At 49.7% G+C, this 17,734-nt stretch carries 13 protein-coding genes; 1 reads left to right on the forward strand and 12 read right to left on the reverse strand.

Annotation, left to right across the window (positions count from 1 at the left end; genetic code table 11):
* Nucleotide 1: 1 nt before the first annotated feature.
* The 12 genes from H9Q77_RS13800 to H9Q77_RS13855 all read right to left on the reverse strand — a co-directional run bounded on the left by H9Q77_RS13800 (nt 2) and on the right by H9Q77_RS13855 (nt 15,142).
* Nucleotides 2-1,735: a hypothetical protein gene (locus H9Q77_RS13800; protein ID WP_249325921.1), complete on the reverse strand. Its 1,734-nt coding sequence runs from the start codon at nt 1,733-1,735 to the stop codon at nt 2-4.
* Entirely contained in the window at nt 1,722-3,542 is a 1,821-nt protein-coding gene (locus tag H9Q77_RS13805) for a glucosyltransferase domain-containing protein (RefSeq protein ID WP_249325923.1), read from the reverse strand. Before H9Q77_RS13805 ends, H9Q77_RS13800 begins: the two co-directional genes overlap by 14 nt.
* Nucleotides 3,543-3,570: 28 nt before the next feature.
* Nucleotides 3,571-5,073: a glycosyltransferase family 39 protein gene (locus H9Q77_RS13810; RefSeq protein WP_249325924.1), complete on the reverse strand. Its 1,503-nt coding sequence runs from the start codon at nt 5,071-5,073 to the stop codon at nt 3,571-3,573.
* A gap of 89 nt (nt 5,074-5,162) precedes the next feature.
* A complete protein-coding gene (locus tag H9Q77_RS13815) occupies nt 5,163-6,755 on the reverse strand; it encodes a hypothetical protein (RefSeq protein ID WP_249325926.1) in 1,593 nt (530 codons plus the stop codon).
* Nucleotides 6,756-6,771: 16 nt separating this feature from the next.
* Entirely contained in the window at nt 6,772-7,713 is a 942-nt protein-coding gene (locus H9Q77_RS13820) for a glycosyltransferase family 2 protein (protein ID WP_022152884.1), read from the reverse strand.
* A 20-nt stretch (nt 7,714-7,733) separates the two neighbouring features.
* Entirely contained in the window at nt 7,734-8,321 is a 588-nt protein-coding gene (locus tag H9Q77_RS13825; protein WP_249325929.1) for a GNAT family N-acetyltransferase, read from the reverse strand.
* Between the two features lie 10 nt (nt 8,322-8,331).
* Nucleotides 8,332-9,435, reverse strand: coding sequence for a DegT/DnrJ/EryC1/StrS family aminotransferase (locus H9Q77_RS13830; RefSeq protein WP_249325930.1), 1,104 nt, complete (start codon nt 9,433-9,435; stop codon nt 8,332-8,334).
* Between the two features lie 110 nt (nt 9,436-9,545).
* Nucleotides 9,546-10,271 (reverse strand): glycosyltransferase, encoded by a 726-nt coding sequence (locus H9Q77_RS13835; RefSeq protein WP_148447265.1) that lies wholly within the window; start codon nt 10,269-10,271, stop codon nt 9,546-9,548.
* Nucleotides 10,268-11,227, reverse strand: a complete 960-nt coding sequence (locus tag H9Q77_RS13840) for a glycosyltransferase (RefSeq protein ID WP_249325932.1) — start codon at nt 11,225-11,227, stop codon at nt 10,268-10,270. The genes H9Q77_RS13835 and H9Q77_RS13840 overlap by 4 nt, the downstream gene beginning before the upstream one ends.
* 47 nt (nt 11,228-11,274) lie before the next feature.
* Nucleotides 11,275-12,405: an FAD-dependent oxidoreductase gene (locus H9Q77_RS13845; RefSeq protein WP_249325933.1), complete on the reverse strand. Its 1,131-nt coding sequence runs from the start codon at nt 12,403-12,405 to the stop codon at nt 11,275-11,277.
* A 9-nt stretch (nt 12,406-12,414) separates the two neighbouring features.
* Nucleotides 12,415-14,199: a DUF6020 family protein gene (locus H9Q77_RS13850; protein WP_249325934.1), complete on the reverse strand. Its 1,785-nt coding sequence runs from the start codon at nt 14,197-14,199 to the stop codon at nt 12,415-12,417.
* Between the two features lies 1 nt (nt 14,200).
* Nucleotides 14,201-15,142: a glycosyltransferase family 2 protein gene (locus tag H9Q77_RS13855; protein ID WP_118547446.1), complete on the reverse strand. Its 942-nt coding sequence runs from the start codon at nt 15,140-15,142 to the stop codon at nt 14,201-14,203.
* Between the two features lie 200 nt (nt 15,143-15,342).
* On the opposite strand from H9Q77_RS13855, the gene H9Q77_RS13860 reads away from it, so the two are divergent.
* Nucleotides 15,343-17,310 carry a hypothetical protein gene (locus H9Q77_RS13860; RefSeq protein WP_249325935.1) on the forward strand — a complete coding sequence of 656 codons (1,968 nt, stop codon included), beginning with the start codon at nt 15,343-15,345 and terminating at the stop codon, nt 17,308-17,310.
* The last annotated feature ends 424 nt before the right edge of the window (nt 17,311-17,734 follow it).

Consider the following 17,734-nt stretch of genomic DNA (forward strand, 5'->3'; position numbering starts at 1 on the left):
TTTACTCCTGTAGGTCAAGCTTCCGGTCAAAATAATAAATACGATATTTTCCCCCATGTGATACGGTCAGTTCCTCTTCAGGTACCCCTATCGTTCCGGTTTTTTCTTCCAGATACGGCAGGATTTCCTCAAGAGCCTCTACCCCGAAATCATACAGGATCACATAAAAACCATTTTGATCATCTGTAAAATACTGCTTCATGGCCTGTTTCATGACCGGACTATAGGAAAACCACGTACCTGATACCATGTAATTATGAGGTCCGTTAAATCGATTATCCAATACCGCCCCCATATAATAGCTGAACGAAAAAGAATCCATCAGATAATTGCATTCGGGATGGCTGTCTACATAATCGTAAAGCTCCACCAATCCCTGCATATATTGTTCCATGCCTTCATTCTGACTTTTCAAAAAACGATACTGTTGTCTGCCACTCTGATATCCCATAAATATCAGGATCATACACGCAAAAACCGCACCTGCTTTTTTCCATATGCTCTTCTGCTCCACGGTCACGATTGCCACCAGCATGACCGTCAGGTAGATTGCAGCTTCTCCAAAATACAAGGGCAGAATCACTCTGTCAGGCATTCGCCCTTTATAGATCAGATATCCCCATATCACAAAAGACCCCACTTTGACCAAAGACACCGGTATCAGATAAAGATATTGTCCGTAAATAACTATAAGAATACCTGCAACAATAAACGAAGCCACTGTAATTCTGTTTCCATCCCACACACCGTCTTTCAGCATCACCTGCTGATAGGTTTTCAAGACTTCCCCAATTTCAGGAAATCTGTATTTTGCTTTGGCATATGCTGCTATTTTTTCTGCACATTCCGTATTGAGATTTCCATCTAATATGATATATCCCTTGTAAGCTTCATACTCAGCCCTGCTCACACCATACTCGCTGAGAATGTCTGAGACCTCTTCATATTCCGGTTTTCCATAATAATCAAACATTTCTGTTCTGGCATTATTATATCGAAGATATTCTTTCCATTCCGCATTATGATAGCCAACTACAGTTCCCAGCTCTCCCAGAGCAAAACAGCCTATGACTATCCCCAGGGTCAGAAGCAGAAATCTGATCTTATCCCGCACATTTTTTCTCTTATCTGTCAGAAGCAATCCGGCAATTGCCGAAAGCCCCAAAGGCTGCAGCATTAGCATAGCATCTCGGCGGAGCAGACAGGCAAGCAGCATAAAAACTGCAAATACCAGGAATTTCCAGGAATCCCTGCCGGGCATATATATTGCACACAGCAAGTAAACGTATCCTGCAACAGCCAGCACGATTGCCGTGGATGTATATTGGATTTTTGCAACGGAATAAAAATTCTGCAAAAACAAGGTCATTACGATTCCGATACTGATCAGAATTTTTAATTTACTTCTGCCAAGTTTGATCACCGTGTCAAGGATCAATACATAAGACATCATGTGAAACAGTAAAAGCATCAGACCATACCACGGGATCTGCAGCGTAATCCGGTATAAACCGGACAAAAGCACAGACAGCCAATAATTTACATATACCGTATGCGCATCCGGTCGTCCTCCAAAGGCTCCACTCAGTATTTCTGTAATATTTCTGTCGTCATTACTTTCAAAATATATCCCCGCACGAAAATAAACCGCCAGAAGCATAGCAGCAGCAATCCCGACAGACATGCCAAAACGTGCTAACTGATATGTTCTTTCTTTCTCTTTAGAAATGAACAATAATATAGTCCCCCTTATCCACGATATATCCATCCTGTGGATATTCCGGCAGCTTCAGTGACTCTTCTTCCGCCTCCGCATATCTGTCGATATCCCCGCAAGCCACCAGTGAATGCCCGTGCATTGCGAAAAACTTTACCAGCTCCGCATCGGAATCAAAGGCATAACGGCCCCAGTCGATGACCGACAATGCCGGTGTCTGCGCCACCCACACACCTTTGGAACCACGATTGTATTTGTCCAGCAGATCCGGATCGATGAGATCCGTAAGTCGTTTCATCTTATAATATTTGCTATCGCCGTAGCTTACATAGGCATCCTTGACGATGCTGTAAGGAATTTCATAATTTCCCGTGAAGATCACCGGTTTGGAAGTATCAAAATCCCGCTCCAGATCCAGTGCGATCTGATCGACCGTCTGCACCGCCGCATCGTATTTCTGTTTATCAATGTAGAACCATTTCGTCATATCCATGCACTGGTTCCAGACGATCACCGCCAGCACAAGAATCGCAATCCCGCGCACGCCACGGCAAATGCGACTATTTTGAGACTTCTGTGTTTTCCGTTCCCACCATGCTGTCACCTTCCATACCGCATAGACAAAAAGCAGCACTCCGTATCCGCAGAAAATGGGCAAAAACTGTGCCGAACGGTACAGTGTTGCCTTTCCTTCGATAAATAACAGCGAAAATGCCGCCAGATAAGCCGTCGGCAGGAGGATCAGGGCCCACAGGTCTCTGCCGCGGATCACCCGCACCAGGGTAACCACTGTAATTACGACCGCCGATAACACAAAAATCCGGATTGGCAGATAAGCATAAGCAAACACACCGTACAATACAAAAGTACGTTTCAGGATCATGATCAGCTCGCCGAAGGCTCCGGTCTGCACCATCCAGCCTAACATCTCCGTCACGGAACGCTGTACCGCTTCTCCCTGTAAATATTCCAGATGAAATACCTTCGTCACGACGGCAATCATCAGGCTGCGCAATATGATTGCCAAAAGTGCCGCTGCCGCACCGGCGGCCAATACTGCAAAGATACCTGCCTCCATGCCACAGTGCTTCACTGTGCTGTTCTCAGGCCTGCTTTTTTCCGACTTTTTTGTTCTTCTGCTGCAGCATACAGTTTCCATGCATATCCGCTCTGCCAGCAGAAGCAGCAGAAGTCCCGCCAGCCACAGAATCATAAAGGACTCATAACAGCCCATGGCAATCCATAAAAATACCGCAGCTGCCGCAAGCTTCGTCACCGCCGGGCAGTCCGGCTTCTCCCCAAGACCCGATCCCTTGCGCTGCTTCCGGATACTGAGCTGCCACTCCCTCATACAGCACAGACTGACTGCACAGCTCAGATATCCGATGGCTATCCCATTGTGGAGAAAATATGTGAATACTTCGCTGATCAACGGACAGGATACAAATACTGCTGCGAAATAAGCATATCCCGTCATCGGGATCTTCTCACCGAACACCGAATAGAACAATGCCGACCACACGATTGCCGCCGCGGTCAGAAGCAGTACCGCTGCAAAATCCGTTACAAACGGGGCAAATTCCGCCAGGGATATCACTTTATTCAGCAGAAACAATACCCACCGCCCCACAATGGCGATCAGTCCCTCTTCAAAATAGTATAAAGATGGGGTGTCATCGATACCGATGGTAACATTTGTTACCTTATAACCGTACGCACATCCTGCTGTAAGCAGCAGGATGCCCATATACAGCCGGTTCCCACATAGCTTATGAAGCATCCCATTCCAGTCTGCTGTTGTTTTCGTTTCTCTGTATTTCTCCATTCGTTTTTGTCTGCCCCTGTTCCTGATCTTATTGCTGCTGTTCTATCGTCTTCGGCTCTAAGCGATATATCACAAAATCGTAATACATATAATGGAATTCCAACGCTTCTTCGTAGTCATATTCGTCCTCCAGTTCATTGGGTGTTCCCCCCTGAAAACAGATATACCAGAGATTCTCGTAGGAATCCAGCTGACTGTAATCCGTGAGTGCGTCCGTATTCACGAAAGGAAGACTGTATAATTTATAGCCGATGATATAATAATGCAGCTCCGGATGATATACATTCAGGAAGATCGTATGCGTATAAGGTCCGATGACCGCATCGTTGTCCGTCATCTGGGTCTCCACAAAATTCTCATAAATCTCCAGGCCTCCGTCGTACTCCAGACGGAGCTCCGAGCTGTACTGAAGCAGGAAACACAGACAGGCCGTACCGAGGATGCCACCGGTCCACCATTTTCTCCCATTTGTGCCACTGCTCTCCAGGATCTGTGCGAATCCCACCGCGTACCACAGCATGACGAAACCCATGCCCGGAAATGCATAACGCCCCATGAAGCAATTATTGACGGTAGCAGAGATCACCCCTCCCACGATTCCAGTGAGGGCAAACGCCGCTGCCGCGATGGCCGGAGCTGCATTATGATGCTGGCGTACCCAGTCCACGGCGCCATAACTCAATACCAGGCACAGTGCCATCCCCAGCAGCACCACAATGCCGATGGGTGTCTCCACCGCGGAAAACCATTCCTTGAAATAATCCATCACGGAATTCAGAGTCGCCAGTTCTGCGGTAGAACCGTCATCATAGCGCATCCGCAGGATGAACTGTCTGCAGGTCACCGCCAGCCAGGGGGAGAACACGATTGCCACTGTGAAGCCGGAGATAAAAAATCCCTTTACCAGATCCTTTCTGCGGCAGATCCCAATCGCCGCCAGGAAAAGCATATAAAATAAAAAGGTCTGTATCAATGCAAACGTATGACAGTACACCGTACAGATGCTCGCCACACAGAAAATGATCCATTTTCTCCGGGTCGCTTCCCGAAAAATATCATAAGCCGAAAGTCCCGCCAGTGTCAGGAAAAACAATGCCATGGCATACATCCGCACATTTCCCGCTTGCACACTGAAAATAGGCATTAACAGGGAAAATGTCATAAAATATACCGAAATTTTCCGATCAAACAGCTTCGCCACGTAATATTTTCCCAGCAGCATATATCCGGTCATAAAAAGCACAGACAACAGCTTCAGTGACCAGAAATGGGTCCCACCGCCGCACAGATGATAAAACAGCTTCAGGATGACATAATAGAACGGCGAATGATCATCCGTCGCCGTAATATAGATCAGCCGTTTCCAGGGCAGGGATACCATCGACGCAGAATACGCTTCATCATACCAGAGGTTATTCCGGATGCTGAAAGCTCCCCAGAGGAGCAGCGCGATCACCGGAAGCGCATGCCACAGCAGCAGCCAACCTTTTGTCCGTATAAAATTATCTGTTTTCCTGCTGCATGTCTCCATGGAACCTTCTGTCCTTCCGCTTCCTATCTTCTTATATTCCCTGGCCTGGCTGCCAGCGGATGATCATGTGCTCCGCACTCCCACAATCCTCAATATCTGCGATACAGCACCATATCCGCATCTCTTCCCAGTTCTTCATACCCTTGTTCGCGGCACTGCCCGTCGATCTCTCCGCCGCTTACCGTAGCCAGATATCTGCTCTGAAGCTCCGTCAGATGCTCCAGAAGATATTCTTTCTCACAGCAGCTGATACCAAATCCTTCCGGTACTCCATACAGAAGCTGCCATTTCAGATTTCGGTTGCCCTCCGGCGTATCGTCCCCGAAGGTCCAGATCACCACATTATCGTAATTCGGTACCTGATCGGTACTCATGACCAGATTCTCCGCGAAGACCTGTCTCCAATATTCCACCTGTGCTTCCCGCTCTTCCGTGACATACGGTACCTGATAATCATAAGGCTCCACCGCCTTGTAACTGTACAGATACAGGAAAGCTGCTCCCAAAAGCACCGCTTTCTTATAGTATCTGGTCTGAAGCATACTCACGATGAAAATTCCCGCCGCAATAAAAGTCAGGAAATGTTTGCTTCCTTCCACCATTTTATACATCAGCAGATGGGCAAACAGCATCGCGATCAGACTGAAGGCGAAATGCACTTCTATGATCAGCTGGTTACGCAGCCCGGTCTGTTTCTCCCTGCGGTATGCTCTGAGATCCAGAAAACTCTGCACCAGCAGAATGGCAAGCAGCAACAGATAACCGTCAAAAAAGGCTCCGGAAGCCAGGCCGCTCTTCATACCGGACACACAATGTCTGTAGAATTCCAGGCCCTTCCAGTGCAGTGTTCCGAAGAAATTCCGAAAGCCGGCACCGATGCCGTCGGTGAAAAATGTCGTGATCCAGTCTGTATAGAAAAGCGGCGTAAAATATTCCGCGCCCAGATAGTGCTTGATCAGCACATACACGACTCCCGTACAGGCCACCACGGAAACGGAAACGATCCAGCCGCTCTTACGGCTTCTGCGGATCCGGAAAAAGCAGGCCAGCAGCAAAAACAAAAGCATGTACGGCCGCATCAGGGTCAACAATACCGAGACAATAAACATAGCAATCAGCTTGCCATTTGTCTCCTTATTCAGATAGGAAAAAGCCAGTCCGTAAAACAGAATCAGCATGCCAAAGCAGATGACCTCCGGCATACCGGACAGCATGTATCTGGTGAACAGTGTGTACAGGCTGAAAAGCACCGTCAGGATGCCCAGCTGCTTCCAGGTGGGTTTCACCAGCCATACGAACACGAACATGGTGATCGTCAGCAGTACGATATTACAGATCACCGGTGACAGCAGATTCCAGCCGAACACCAGTCCCCACAGGATCCAGGGAAATACCAGCACGGGACTCCAGGCTGCGAAAGACAGCTGCAGCGCATGACTTTCGTTAAATCCGAAATACCCTCTGGGAAATCCGTATTTCACAATGCTTTCGACCTGTTTAAAATAAAACAGTTCATCGTTCCATTCCGAAGAAGGCAGATACACCTGTCCGATGCTCCTCCCCTCTGCCGCCGTCCGCACCAGACAGCACACCACGGGAAGCAGCGCCATCAGTACCGCCTTCACCAGTGTCAGATATCTTTTATCCTGTTTCCACCAGTCCATAAATTGCTCTTTCTTCATAAAAATATTTCTCTCCCTATTCCTCCAGATGGATCTTCTCACGGATCACATACTGGGGAGAATTATTCATGCTGATGTAGATACGTCCCACATATTCTCCGATCAGTCCCAGCATGATCATGATCATGCCGCCGAAAAATACCAGTGCCGCCATCAATGCGCTGAAGCCCATAGGGACATTGGGATTCACCAGTCTCTTGATGATCGTATAGATTCCATAGAGAAAACCCAGTCCTGCGAAGCCCACACCGAGAGATGTGGCGATCCGCAGCGGTTTCACGGAAAATGCCGTAAATCCGTTGAACCATAATCCCAGCAGCTTCTTGAGCGTATAACCGGAATTGCCCTCTTCCCGCTCTCTGTGACACACCGGCACGTTGGTAATGTTTTTCGTGGCACGGAGCACCAGTCCGATGACATAAGGATACGAATTCTCATAGCGGATCATATCCTCCACCACGAACCGCTTCACCGCAAAATAGCTGGAAATATACAGATTCGCAGGCTTGTTTAACATCATCCGCGTCATCAGCTCATTGACCTTGCTGCCCAGATTCCGGAATGCGGAGTGCTGCTTGTGTTCATAACTGGCATAGACAGCATCAAAGCCTTCCTCCAGCTTATTTAGCAGCTTATCCACTTCATCGGCGGGGGTCTGTCCGTCATCATCCAGGCACACCACATAATCTCCGTCGGAATGCCGTAGTCCTGCCATCAATGCCGCATGCTGTCCGAAATTCCTGGCGAAGCCGATGCCCTTGATATTATCGTATTTTTCACACAGATCCCGGATCGTTTCCATGGTATTGTCCGGGGATGCATCATTCACCAGAAAAATATCATACGTATACTGTGTCAGTTCCTGCATTTTTTCGCGGATCTCCGTAACCACATGGGGCAGCGTATGCTCCGAACGGTAGCAGGGGATCACAAAACTTACTTTTTTGATTCTGTCCATTTTTTGTTGCTCGCTCCTTCTTAATCTGCCGGATTCACGGCTGCCATCCAGACAATATCCCGGTACACACCGTCAATACACACATCGTCTCTTAACAGTCCTTCTCTGACGAAGCCTGCTTTTTCATAGCTTCGGATCGCCTGCAGGTTCTCCGACAATGCCCGCAGGTAGACTCTGTGCAGCTTTTCCTGCTCAAAACAGTACCGTAACATCAGCTTCGCTGCCGCTGTGCCGATCCCGCGGCCTCGGGCGCTCTCTTCTCCGATGAAGATTCCATACTCCGCCTTATTGTGATGTCTGTCAATATCCCGGATATACACAGATCCCAACGGCTTATCTCCTTCCAGATCACAGATGATCATCTGCACCACATCTCCGGTCTCCACATGGGTCCGGATCCAGTGCTCATGGGACTGTCTGGTAAAAAGCTCCTGATAGATAAAATTTTTACGCACGGCATCGCTGTTACGCCATGCCACGATACGGTCCGTATCCTCATAGGTCATGAGGCGCAGACAGATCCCGGCCTGCGTATCCCGGTAGTTCTCAGAAATTGCTTTCGAGGTTTTATTTTCCAATCTTTTATTGTCTGCTGTTACTGTCTGCATTGTGATCTCCTTACTGTCTGTAAGCATTACACAGCTCGATGACTCTCCGGATCTCATCCTCCCGCATCTCGGGGAACAGCGGCAGTGTCACACAATGTGCTGCCAGGTATTCCGCATTCGGGCAGTCTCCCGGCTTATAACCAAGGTTTGCATATGCCTTCTGTAAATGGCAGGGCACCGGATAATGCATGTTGCATTCCACATCATTGTCTGCCATATACTTCACAAAATCATCGTGATCCGGTACCGTGATGACGAACAGATGGAACACCGGTGTGGTGTTCTCCGGATGATGCTGCATGGTGATCAGAGGATTCGTGATCTCCCGGATATAGCGGTGTCCGATCTCCTGACGTCTCTTCGTCCACTCCGGCAGATATTTCAGGCTGACGCTCAATACCGCACCCTGCAGTCCCTCCAGTCGATAATTATATCCAATCTCATCATGATAATAACGCACATCGCAGCCCTGATTTTTCAGGCGGTCGATATGCTTATAGTACTCTTCCTTCTCACAGGTGACACTTCCGCCTTCTCCGAAAGCATAGAGGTTTTTGCCCGGATAGAAGCTGAAGCATGCCAGATCTCCCAGGGTTCCCACATTTTTCCCCTCAAACTGTGCCCCGTGGGCCTGTGCGCAATCTTCCACCACGAACAGTCCGTGACGGTCTGCGATCTCGCGCACGCCTGCATAATCAAAGGGCTGGCCATAGAGATGGACACCGATGATTCCCTTCGTCCTCTCCGTGATCTTCGTTTCCAGCACGGAAGGATCAATCTCCCAGGTATCCGGCGTACAATCTGCGAACACCGGCGTGGCTCCCGTATAGCTGACGCCCCATGCTGTCGCGATATAAGTATTGGCAGGAACAATGACCTCATCTCCGGGGCCTACGCCCAGCGCCAGCATCGCCAGATGCAATGCGGAAGTACCGTTGTTCACACCGCTGGCATATTTACTGCCCACGTAAGCAGCAAATTCCTTGTCAAATGCATCTGCATATTTGCCTCCGGAAAAAGCTGTCTCACGACATACCTTCTCGATAGCTTCTCTGTAAGCATCTTCATGGGCTTTTACATCCCTCGTCAGATCGATTCTCTTAATATGTGCCATTTTTTGTCCTTCTCTCTTACCTGTTGTCATTTCATTTACATCGTTTCTAAACTCGCACGATGTACATTTCTTCTCTTATTTTCAATCTTTCACCGGGATTATCCGGCATCTTATATATGCTTCTTAATATAAAACTCGTTGAACAGTCTCGCAATCTGCACCAGATAATTGCAGATCGTCTTGAACACTTTTACCGTAGTATTATAATCTTCCTGCCACTCCACCGGATAATCCAGTATGGTCACTCCTCTTTTCTCCGCCCGGAGCAGGAATTCGATCATGTAGAACCATCCGTTATCCCGGCTGCAGCCCTCGATCAGTGAAAGTGCCGTCTCTCTGCGGACAAACGTGAATCCGCAGATGGCATCCGTGGATTTCATCCGTAAGAACAGCTTTAACAGAATCAAAAGTCCCTGGGATGTGATCCTGCGGTACCATTTTCTGCCCCTGGTATCGGATTCTCTGGCAAAACGGCTGCCGTTGATATACTGGATCTCGGGTTGCGTCTCGAAGAGGTGAATAGCCTCTCCCAGATGCCTGATATTGGTGGAAAGGTCGATGTCCATATAGCCTACCACATCGCCGTGGCTTACTTCCACACCTCTGCGGAATGCGGCGCCCACACCGCGGACATTGATCCTCTCATATTTTACTTTATCATATTTTTTACACAGATTTTCTGCGATCTGCGGTGTCTCATCCTCGGAACCGTTATCCACGATAATGATCTCATAGTCTTCAAAAGCAATGCTTTGCAGATATTCCACCGTGCGGGTCACACCGCTCTCTAAGCGCAGACGTTCATTTAATACCGGAAAAATAATCGTAAACATCATTTTGTCAGTTTTTCCACTCCTTCGATTACGTAGTGCTGTCTCTTAAAGCTCATATTCAGGATCACGGACAGATATTTGAAGATCAGCGTCAGCATGACGGACATCATGAAAAATCCAAACGATATCAGCGTCATGAGACTCATCCAACCTTCCACGGGACGTACCGTGCTGAAGATCGAATACACGATCCAGGCAAACATGATCATCATCACAGAGAACAGGATCGCACTCACCAGCATAGAGAACTTCTCCAGGACATTGGTGAAAATGATCAGCGTATCCAGTGCAAGACTGCTGCGGGTACTGCGCTCCTCCCGGTTCCTGGCACTGCCTGCCTTCTTTTGATTCTCATAGACCAGCGTATCCGCCCTTAGTCCGCAATTCATATACATCGCCTTGCGGTAAGGAATGTACGCATTCATCTGATTCACACGGTTCACTGCGCGGCGGGATATGATACGGAATCTCTCCTGACGCAGCTTATGGGTATTACGGCTTCCCAGATTATATACTGCATAGAACAGCCGCGAGGTCAGTGCCACATCTCTCCCCGGAGCGGCTGCCACCACATCATAGCCTTCCAGCGCTCTGTAATAAACATCCATGATCAGTGACGGCTCAAAATCCGGCAGGCATCTGTCGAATTCGAACAGGAAATCTCCCACTGCCAGGTCTCTTCCGGCATTCATGGCCATCTCGACTCCCTGATAAAAGCTTAAATTGATCATGCTCACCACATGATTTCCTCTGCTTTCTTCCAGAAATCGATGGATCTCCTCGATGGTATTGTCCATGCAGCAGTCATTCACACAGACGATCTCATATTTTTCGAAATGTTCTTCCATAGTGCCACAGACCGTGTTCAGAAAATCACGGATGTGCGCACCGTCGTTGTGCAGATACAGCACACAGGATACAAAATTTTTCTCTTTATTCAGGATTGCGGTTCTCTCCATAACGTTTCCCCTATATCTATTATTTATAATCTCTCGGAATGGTTATCCTAATCTAAAAAAGGATCCAGGTCATATACCGTGTTGATCTTGCCGGATAAGACGCTGATGAAGGTGGGACTTTCAGATAATGCCCGGATCACAGTAGGTCTCGAATCATCGATCTCCGAAGCCTTCAGGATCGGCTTCATGGAGAACAGTGATCTCTCATAGCGGAATGTATACTCTTCCCGCAGATACTTTCTCGCCAGCGTAGACATATACTCCCAGGCACTCTCCGGTCTGCCGGGACAGTCGTTGCAATTCCCCAGCCAGCCGCCTCTGCAGATATTGCCGTCCGCTCCCACACAGGAGAACTGCGGCGTAGCATCGTAGCTTGTCTTATGTGGTGTAAAAGTCACCGAAGTCAGGGAATGATATCCCGTCCTGCCGAAAGGCATAATGGAGAAAAACGGTCCATCCATTACCGTAAATCCAATGTCCCTGAGCTTGTCCCCCGGCTTGCACAGGATGATTTCACATAATTCATACTTCAGTCCGAAGGGTTCTGCTGTGACTCCCTTTACCTTTTCCAGCACCTGATTCACGGAAGCGTAAGTGGCATTCAGCACAAACGGTGCCCGGTACACCTCTCTATGGTCCTCATGCAATGCGGTGATCTCATAGCAGTCCGATTGTTTTACGATCTCTGTGATCTGCCGCCCGAAGTGCAGCTTCACTCCCGGATATTTCGCGATCTCCTCCATCAGATGATCCCGCAGGATATGGGCATCGTAGGTATACTCCTCGGTGAGAAAAGCTCCGTCGCACAGCCCCGGCTGGAAATATTCTTCCACAGGAAGCGCCTTACAGGGGATCCCGCCATCCCGGCAGAACTTCAAAAATTCCGCCGCATCCGTCCAGGAAAAATGAGCGGAAGTGGCATAAATCTGTTGAAACGCGGTATGAAGACAGAAGGAATAGTCCTCTGTAAAACGCTTGAAATATCCGGCGGATTTCATGGCCGTAGATAGAGACCTCGGGTAGTGATATCCCATGTGTACCCGGGCCTGATTGATATATGTGGCTCTGGTAAAAGGAGCCTCTTCCATCTCCAGCACCTCTACCTGTTGCCCTCTTTTTGCACAATACAGCGCCGCATACAATCCATACAGCCCTGCTCCTATGATCAGTTTGTCCATTTCTCTATCCTATCTCTGTCCCTGTTTTATCTCTGTCTCTGTTTTCTCATTTTCCGTCTTCCGGCCTGTTCCGCACATCAGCGCCACCAGATACGGCAGTGCCAGCATCACCGGATAGACATATCGCATCTGCACCGTGGGGCCTAACAGCATCGTCCCATAATATCCGGCGATCACCGCCAGTGGCAGACAGTATCGCTTTCTGTCCACGATCACAAGTATCGCCGCCAGCGCCAGATACAGCCACAGATAACTGCCTGGCACGAACAAATATTTCAGTACCGGAAGCTCCAGATAACCGTTCCCGTCCGCCCATGTCTCCAGGCGGTCATACAGTCCCGGCCATTTGCTGTCTTTGTAGATCCCTCTGTTGTTCAGGGTATCTTCTTCCCATCGTGTCTGTATATATCCGAGGCCCTCTCTCCCCTGCACTTCATTCACCGCCGCATGGGTGACATCAAAGGGAGATAAAAATCCTGCATCCACTGCCAGTGCGGCATTGATCATATCTCCGGGATAAGCTTTCAGCAGATGAAAATAGGTCCGCAGGAAATCTCCCGAGCGATAACGCACCACATACGTGTTGGTATGTCGCTTTACCGGATCCGCGATGCCGGGATCATAATCCCTGTAAGCCTCATCCAATATAAAATCATTCACCAGTGCCCGATCCTGCTCCGACATGGTACCGTCATCCTCAGGGAGTACTCCCACTCCTCCGTGGTAGATCATGCAGCGGGCCATCTGCTGGATCGGCATACTCAGCATCTCTCTCCTGTCTCCCTGTTCCGCGTGCGTTGCGGAGAACACTGCGGACAGCACAAAAAGCCCTATACAGAAAGCTGCCACACTTACCGTAAACAGTCTCCCCCAGAGCTTCCTCGCTCTTTTTCCAAAGCATACTGCCAGAAAAAGAAATGCTAATAGTACAATCATAGCATATTTTCCGTTATTGCGAAACAGTATCATTCCCACTGTTCCGATAAAAAACAGCAGATCCCGGACTCCGGGACGCCATTCCCTGCGGTCCTCCAGCAACAGATCCGTCAGACTGATCAGCTGCAGCAGTAAAAAAGCACTGAATACCGTATCTTTTGTCATGCTGACACTCATATACCAGTGGAACGGGAAAAACATTCCAAGCAGCAGCATCACGATCTGCCAGCCTGCCGCCACCTGCCGTCTGTGCAATACCAGCACACCGTAGGACATGCTGCCCGCCAGCAGCAGCATCTGCAGCGCAGTGTACAGTGCCATTCCGGCATTCATACTTCCGCACAGCTGCGTTCCCAGCCACAGCATTCCCTGTAAAAGCAGTGTGTGCACGATCGGATGATGATCAAAATAATAATGCTCCACAATCTGTCCGGTCTGTACCGGTGCATCATAGGCACAGATTCCCGGGTAATATGCCAGATATACCGGAAGCCATGCAAGGCAAAGCAATAACAGGCTTCCGAAAAACACCTGTGCCCCGGAGCGTCTCTGTATCCACGCGGCAGATCTGCCGAACACAGCATTGTCTTTACCGGCACCGTTCCTTCCACCGTTGCAGTCACCCTCTGGTGCCGGCCGCTCTGCCACACGATAGACCACAAACGCTCCGATCACACCCAGTAGGCATCCCAAAAGCACGGTCCACAGCAGAGTGCTTCCCACATATCCGGCCGTCCACAGGATATTGCCCGCAGCCGCCAGATCTTTTTCCGTTTTTACGAAAAATACAAACAGACATCCCAGAACGCAAAGCAGCACACCGCCTCTGCGTCTGGGAAGTATTCTCTTCTCCTGCATATTATAATCCTTTACGTTCCTGATGTTCCCCATGCACACGGTTCAGACGATACTCGAAATCCTTCCGGTCCTTGGCCGCCATAACTTCCAGCATCATACCGGAGAAAAACGACTGGATCCCCGCCAGCAGAATGAATCCGCAGGCGATCAGCGTCGGGAATCTCGGCACCAGTCCCGTATTCAGATACTCCAAAAATACCGGCACAAACAATATCACCGACACCACTACCAGCAAAAATGCCAGCATGCCGAAGAAATGCATGGGTTTATAGTTTTTATACAGCTGCAGCATCTTGCGGATCACGCGGAAACCGTCACTGTAAGTGTTCAGCTTGGACTCGCTGCCCTGGGGACGGTCACGATATTCCACCACCACATTCTCTACCTGCATGTTATAGTTCACCGCATGGATCGTCATCTCCGTCTCGATCTCAAATCCTTTGGAGAATACCGGGAATGTCTTCACGAATTCATAACTGAACGCGCGATAACCGGTCATGATGTCCTTGATATCGGAATGAAACAGGCCGTTGATCCCCGCACGCATCAGACTGTTGCCGAAATTATGAAACGGCCGCTTATTTTCCGTAAAATAAGTAGACGACAGGCGGTCTCCCACCACCATATCCGCCTGATGCTCCAAAACCTTTGCCACCATCTCCCGGGCACAATCCAAAGGATACGTGTCATCTCCGTCGATCATAAGATAACATTCCGCATCAATCTCACGAAACATTCTGCGGATCACGTTTCCCTTTCCCTGGGCATATTCATGACGTATGATCGCTCCCGCTTCCGTTGCCAGTTCCACGGTACGGTCGGTGGAATTATTGTCATATACATAAGTCACCGCCTCCGGCAGGAACTTTTTCACATCGGATACCACCTTGGCGATCGTCTTCTCTTCATTGTAGCAAGGGATCAGTACTGCAATTTTATCCATTTTCCATTCCTCTTATCTCTGCGTGTTAAAAGTGCTTATACAAAGTTTATTGTACCACGCTTACTCCATTACAGCCACTATTTTTGCTTTTTCCCGCGTATTTTTCTTGGGGGTGGGCAAAAGCTATGATATAATGAGCGCAAGTGAGCTAATATGCTTGCATAATCGGAATTTGTTGTGGTTACGGAGGAATTGTTTCCATGAGTGGATCTCAGAACAGATCTTGTTGCAATATCATTTACCGTCTGGGGCTTAACATTGTCATGCTTCTGACACTGTTGCTTTCCATGCTGCTGTTCGCCGGCAGCTTTCTCACGACCTGCTATGCCGACAATATGGAGACCCAACAGGTTCTGCTGCGTCCGGACAATCCCCTGTGGAATCTGTTGGAGCTGGCAGGCTTCGGATTACTGTTTTGCGGATGTCTGTATCTGTATGAAAAAATAGGAGAGAAATTCCGTCGCGGACTGCTCGTTTTTACTTTGACCTTTGTATTTGGGCTTGGTATCCTGCTGATCCTCTTCGGACGCACGGTTCCCGCAGCGGATGCTCTGTCTGTATACAATGCGGCTGCGGAGTGGATCCTGGGAAATACTGATATTATCCACCCCACCGTTTCTTATCTGTCTTATTATCCACAGCAGATCGGGCTGATGGCTTTTTTGGAGCTGTTGCTCCGGATCTGGAATCTCACCGGCCTGTCCGTACCGGCCTGGCACTTTATCAAGCTGGTCTATGTCTGTCTGTTGTGTGGGGCGATCTGGTTCCAATATCTGTCGCTGCAATATCTGTGGCCGGAGAATTACAAGAAGATCTCCTGCTGTTATCTCGTCTTGGTATGCTGTAACCTGCCCATGATCATGTACAGCTCCTTCGTCTACGGCGAGATTCCTTCCTTCGCCGCATTGTCGGTGGGATGCTATCTGCTGTTGAGGTTGCTGGGCAGCTCCTCTCCGGACAGTTCCTATCGGGACAACGTCTCCCCGGGCGGCTCCTCTCCGGACAGCTCCTATCGGAACAACGTCTCCCCGGGCGGCTCCTCTCCGGACAGCTCCTACCGGGACAACGTCTCCCGAAATGATGCGCCCTCAGTCACCGCCTACGATTACGTCCCCCGCATGCTCCGTCAGATACTTTTCACAGGCTTCGGCAGTATCCTGTTCCTCACACTGTCTGTGATGCTGCGCAAGAATTCACTGATCCCTGTGATCGCAGTGTTGCTGGTGCTGTTGTTCGAGGCATTGCGTCCGGGGCGGAACGGTAAGATGCGTCTGGGACTGCTCATCATGGCGGTATGTCTTGCTGTTACTTCTGTGGGGATTCTGCCGCTGGTACAGAAATGTTATGAGAAAAAGGCGGGGAACACGTTAAGCTCCGGAGTCACCGCCATGTCATATCTCGCCATGGGTATGCAGGAAGCTTCCCGCGGCTGCGGTTGGTATAACGGCTTCAATATCGATACTTACGATACCGCCGGCATGGATACTGCTCTCGCCAACGAGATCAGCCGTCTGGCGATCGACGAGCGCCTGACCTATTTCCGGGAACATCCCGGCTACACAGCGGACTTCTATCTTCACAAACATTTATCCCAGTGGGCAGACGGCACCTATGCCAGCAGACAGGCTACCCTGGCTACCTACGGAGGACGGAGTGCATTTTTTAAGGAAGTCTATGAAGGTTCTCTCAGTGGGGGATATATCGAATGGTGCAATGCATGGCAGAATGTTCTGTATCTGGGCGTGTTGGTGTTCTGTATCGACAGTCTTAAGAAACGTCGGAAGTCCAAAGTTGTCGGGCACATGGCTGACCAAACGGCGGGGCAGCATGGTGCGGATCAGCTCGGTGCGGACCGGCATGGCGCGGATCGGCATGGCGCGGATCAGCATGGCGCGGATCGACATGGCGCGGATCGACTTGGTGCGGATCGGCATGGCGCGGATCGGCATGGCGCGGACCGGCATGGCGCGGATCGACTTGGTGCGGATCGGCTCTACGTCTACGTCGGCCTCATTGCCGTACTGGGAGGTTTTCTGTTCCACATCTTCTGGGAAGCCAATTCGCGGTATATCTTCTCTTACAGCCTGTTGCTGATGCCCTACTGCGGGGCCGGAGTCTATACCGGGATCTGCCGGATACGGGATTGGGTACGGTCGAGATTTCATTAACATTTTCCATGCAGTATTATACTTGCATTGTTAACGTAGGGTTGCCGCCGGCTAGGCGAACTCCTTCTGTACCCTTCTTCTGCCTCAGCGTGGGCACAGATGACAGGAGCAAGCTTCTCTGTACCCTTCTTCCCCCTCAGCGTGGGCACAGATGACAGGATCAAGCTTCTCTGTACCCTTCTTCCCCCTCAGCGTGGGCACAGGGGACAGGCGCAAGCTTCTCTGTGCCCTTCTTCTGCCTCAGCGTGGGCACAGGGGACAGGCGCAAGCTTCTCTGTGCCCTTCTTCTGCCTCAGCGCGGGCACAGGGGACAGGATCAAGCTTCTCTGTACCCTTCTTCTGCCTCAGCGTGGGCACAGATGACAGGAGCAAGCTTCTCTGTGCCCTTCTTCTGCCTCAGCGTGGGCACAGGAGACAGGATCAA

Source organism: Simiaoa sunii (assembly GCF_014337175.1).
Classification (GTDB): Bacteria; Bacillota; Clostridia; order Lachnospirales; family Lachnospiraceae; genus Acetatifactor; species Acetatifactor intestinalis.

What these genes read in the sequence shown, in the direction of transcription:
- H9Q77_RS13835 (WP_148447265.1), bottom strand. Translation starts at nt 10,271, where the DNA reads ATGATGTTTACGATTATTTTTCCGGTATTAAATGAACGTCTGCGCTTA.
- H9Q77_RS13805 (WP_249325923.1), bottom strand. Translation starts at nt 3,542, where the DNA reads ATGGAGAAATACAGAGAAACGAAAACAACAGCAGACTGGAATGGGATG.
- H9Q77_RS13825 (WP_249325929.1), bottom strand. Translation starts at nt 8,321, where the DNA reads ATGCAGACAGTAACAGCAGACAATAAAAGATTGGAAAATAAAACCTCG.
- H9Q77_RS13840 (WP_249325932.1), bottom strand. Translation starts at nt 11,227, where the DNA reads ATGGAGAGAACCGCAATCCTGAATAAAGAGAAAAATTTTGTATCCTGT.
- H9Q77_RS13820 (WP_022152884.1), bottom strand. Translation starts at nt 7,713, where the DNA reads ATGGACAGAATCAAAAAAGTAAGTTTTGTGATCCCCTGCTACCGTTCG.
- H9Q77_RS13815 (WP_249325926.1), bottom strand. Translation starts at nt 6,755, where the DNA reads ATGAAGAAAGAGCAATTTATGGACTGGTGGAAACAGGATAAAAGATAT.
- H9Q77_RS13830 (WP_249325930.1), bottom strand. Translation starts at nt 9,435, where the DNA reads ATGGCACATATTAAGAGAATCGATCTGACGAGGGATGTAAAAGCCCAT.
- H9Q77_RS13860 (WP_249325935.1), top strand. Translation starts at nt 15,343, where the DNA reads ATGAGTGGATCTCAGAACAGATCTTGTTGCAATATCATTTACCGTCTG.
- H9Q77_RS13850 (WP_249325934.1), bottom strand. Translation starts at nt 14,199, where the DNA reads ATGCAGGAGAAGAGAATACTTCCCAGACGCAGAGGCGGTGTGCTGCTT.
- H9Q77_RS13855 (WP_118547446.1), bottom strand. Translation starts at nt 15,142, where the DNA reads ATGGATAAAATTGCAGTACTGATCCCTTGCTACAATGAAGAGAAGACG.
- H9Q77_RS13845 (WP_249325933.1), bottom strand. Translation starts at nt 12,405, where the DNA reads ATGGACAAACTGATCATAGGAGCAGGGCTGTATGGATTGTATGCGGCG.
- H9Q77_RS13810 (WP_249325924.1), bottom strand. Translation starts at nt 5,073, where the DNA reads ATGGAGACATGCAGCAGGAAAACAGATAATTTTATACGGACAAAAGGT.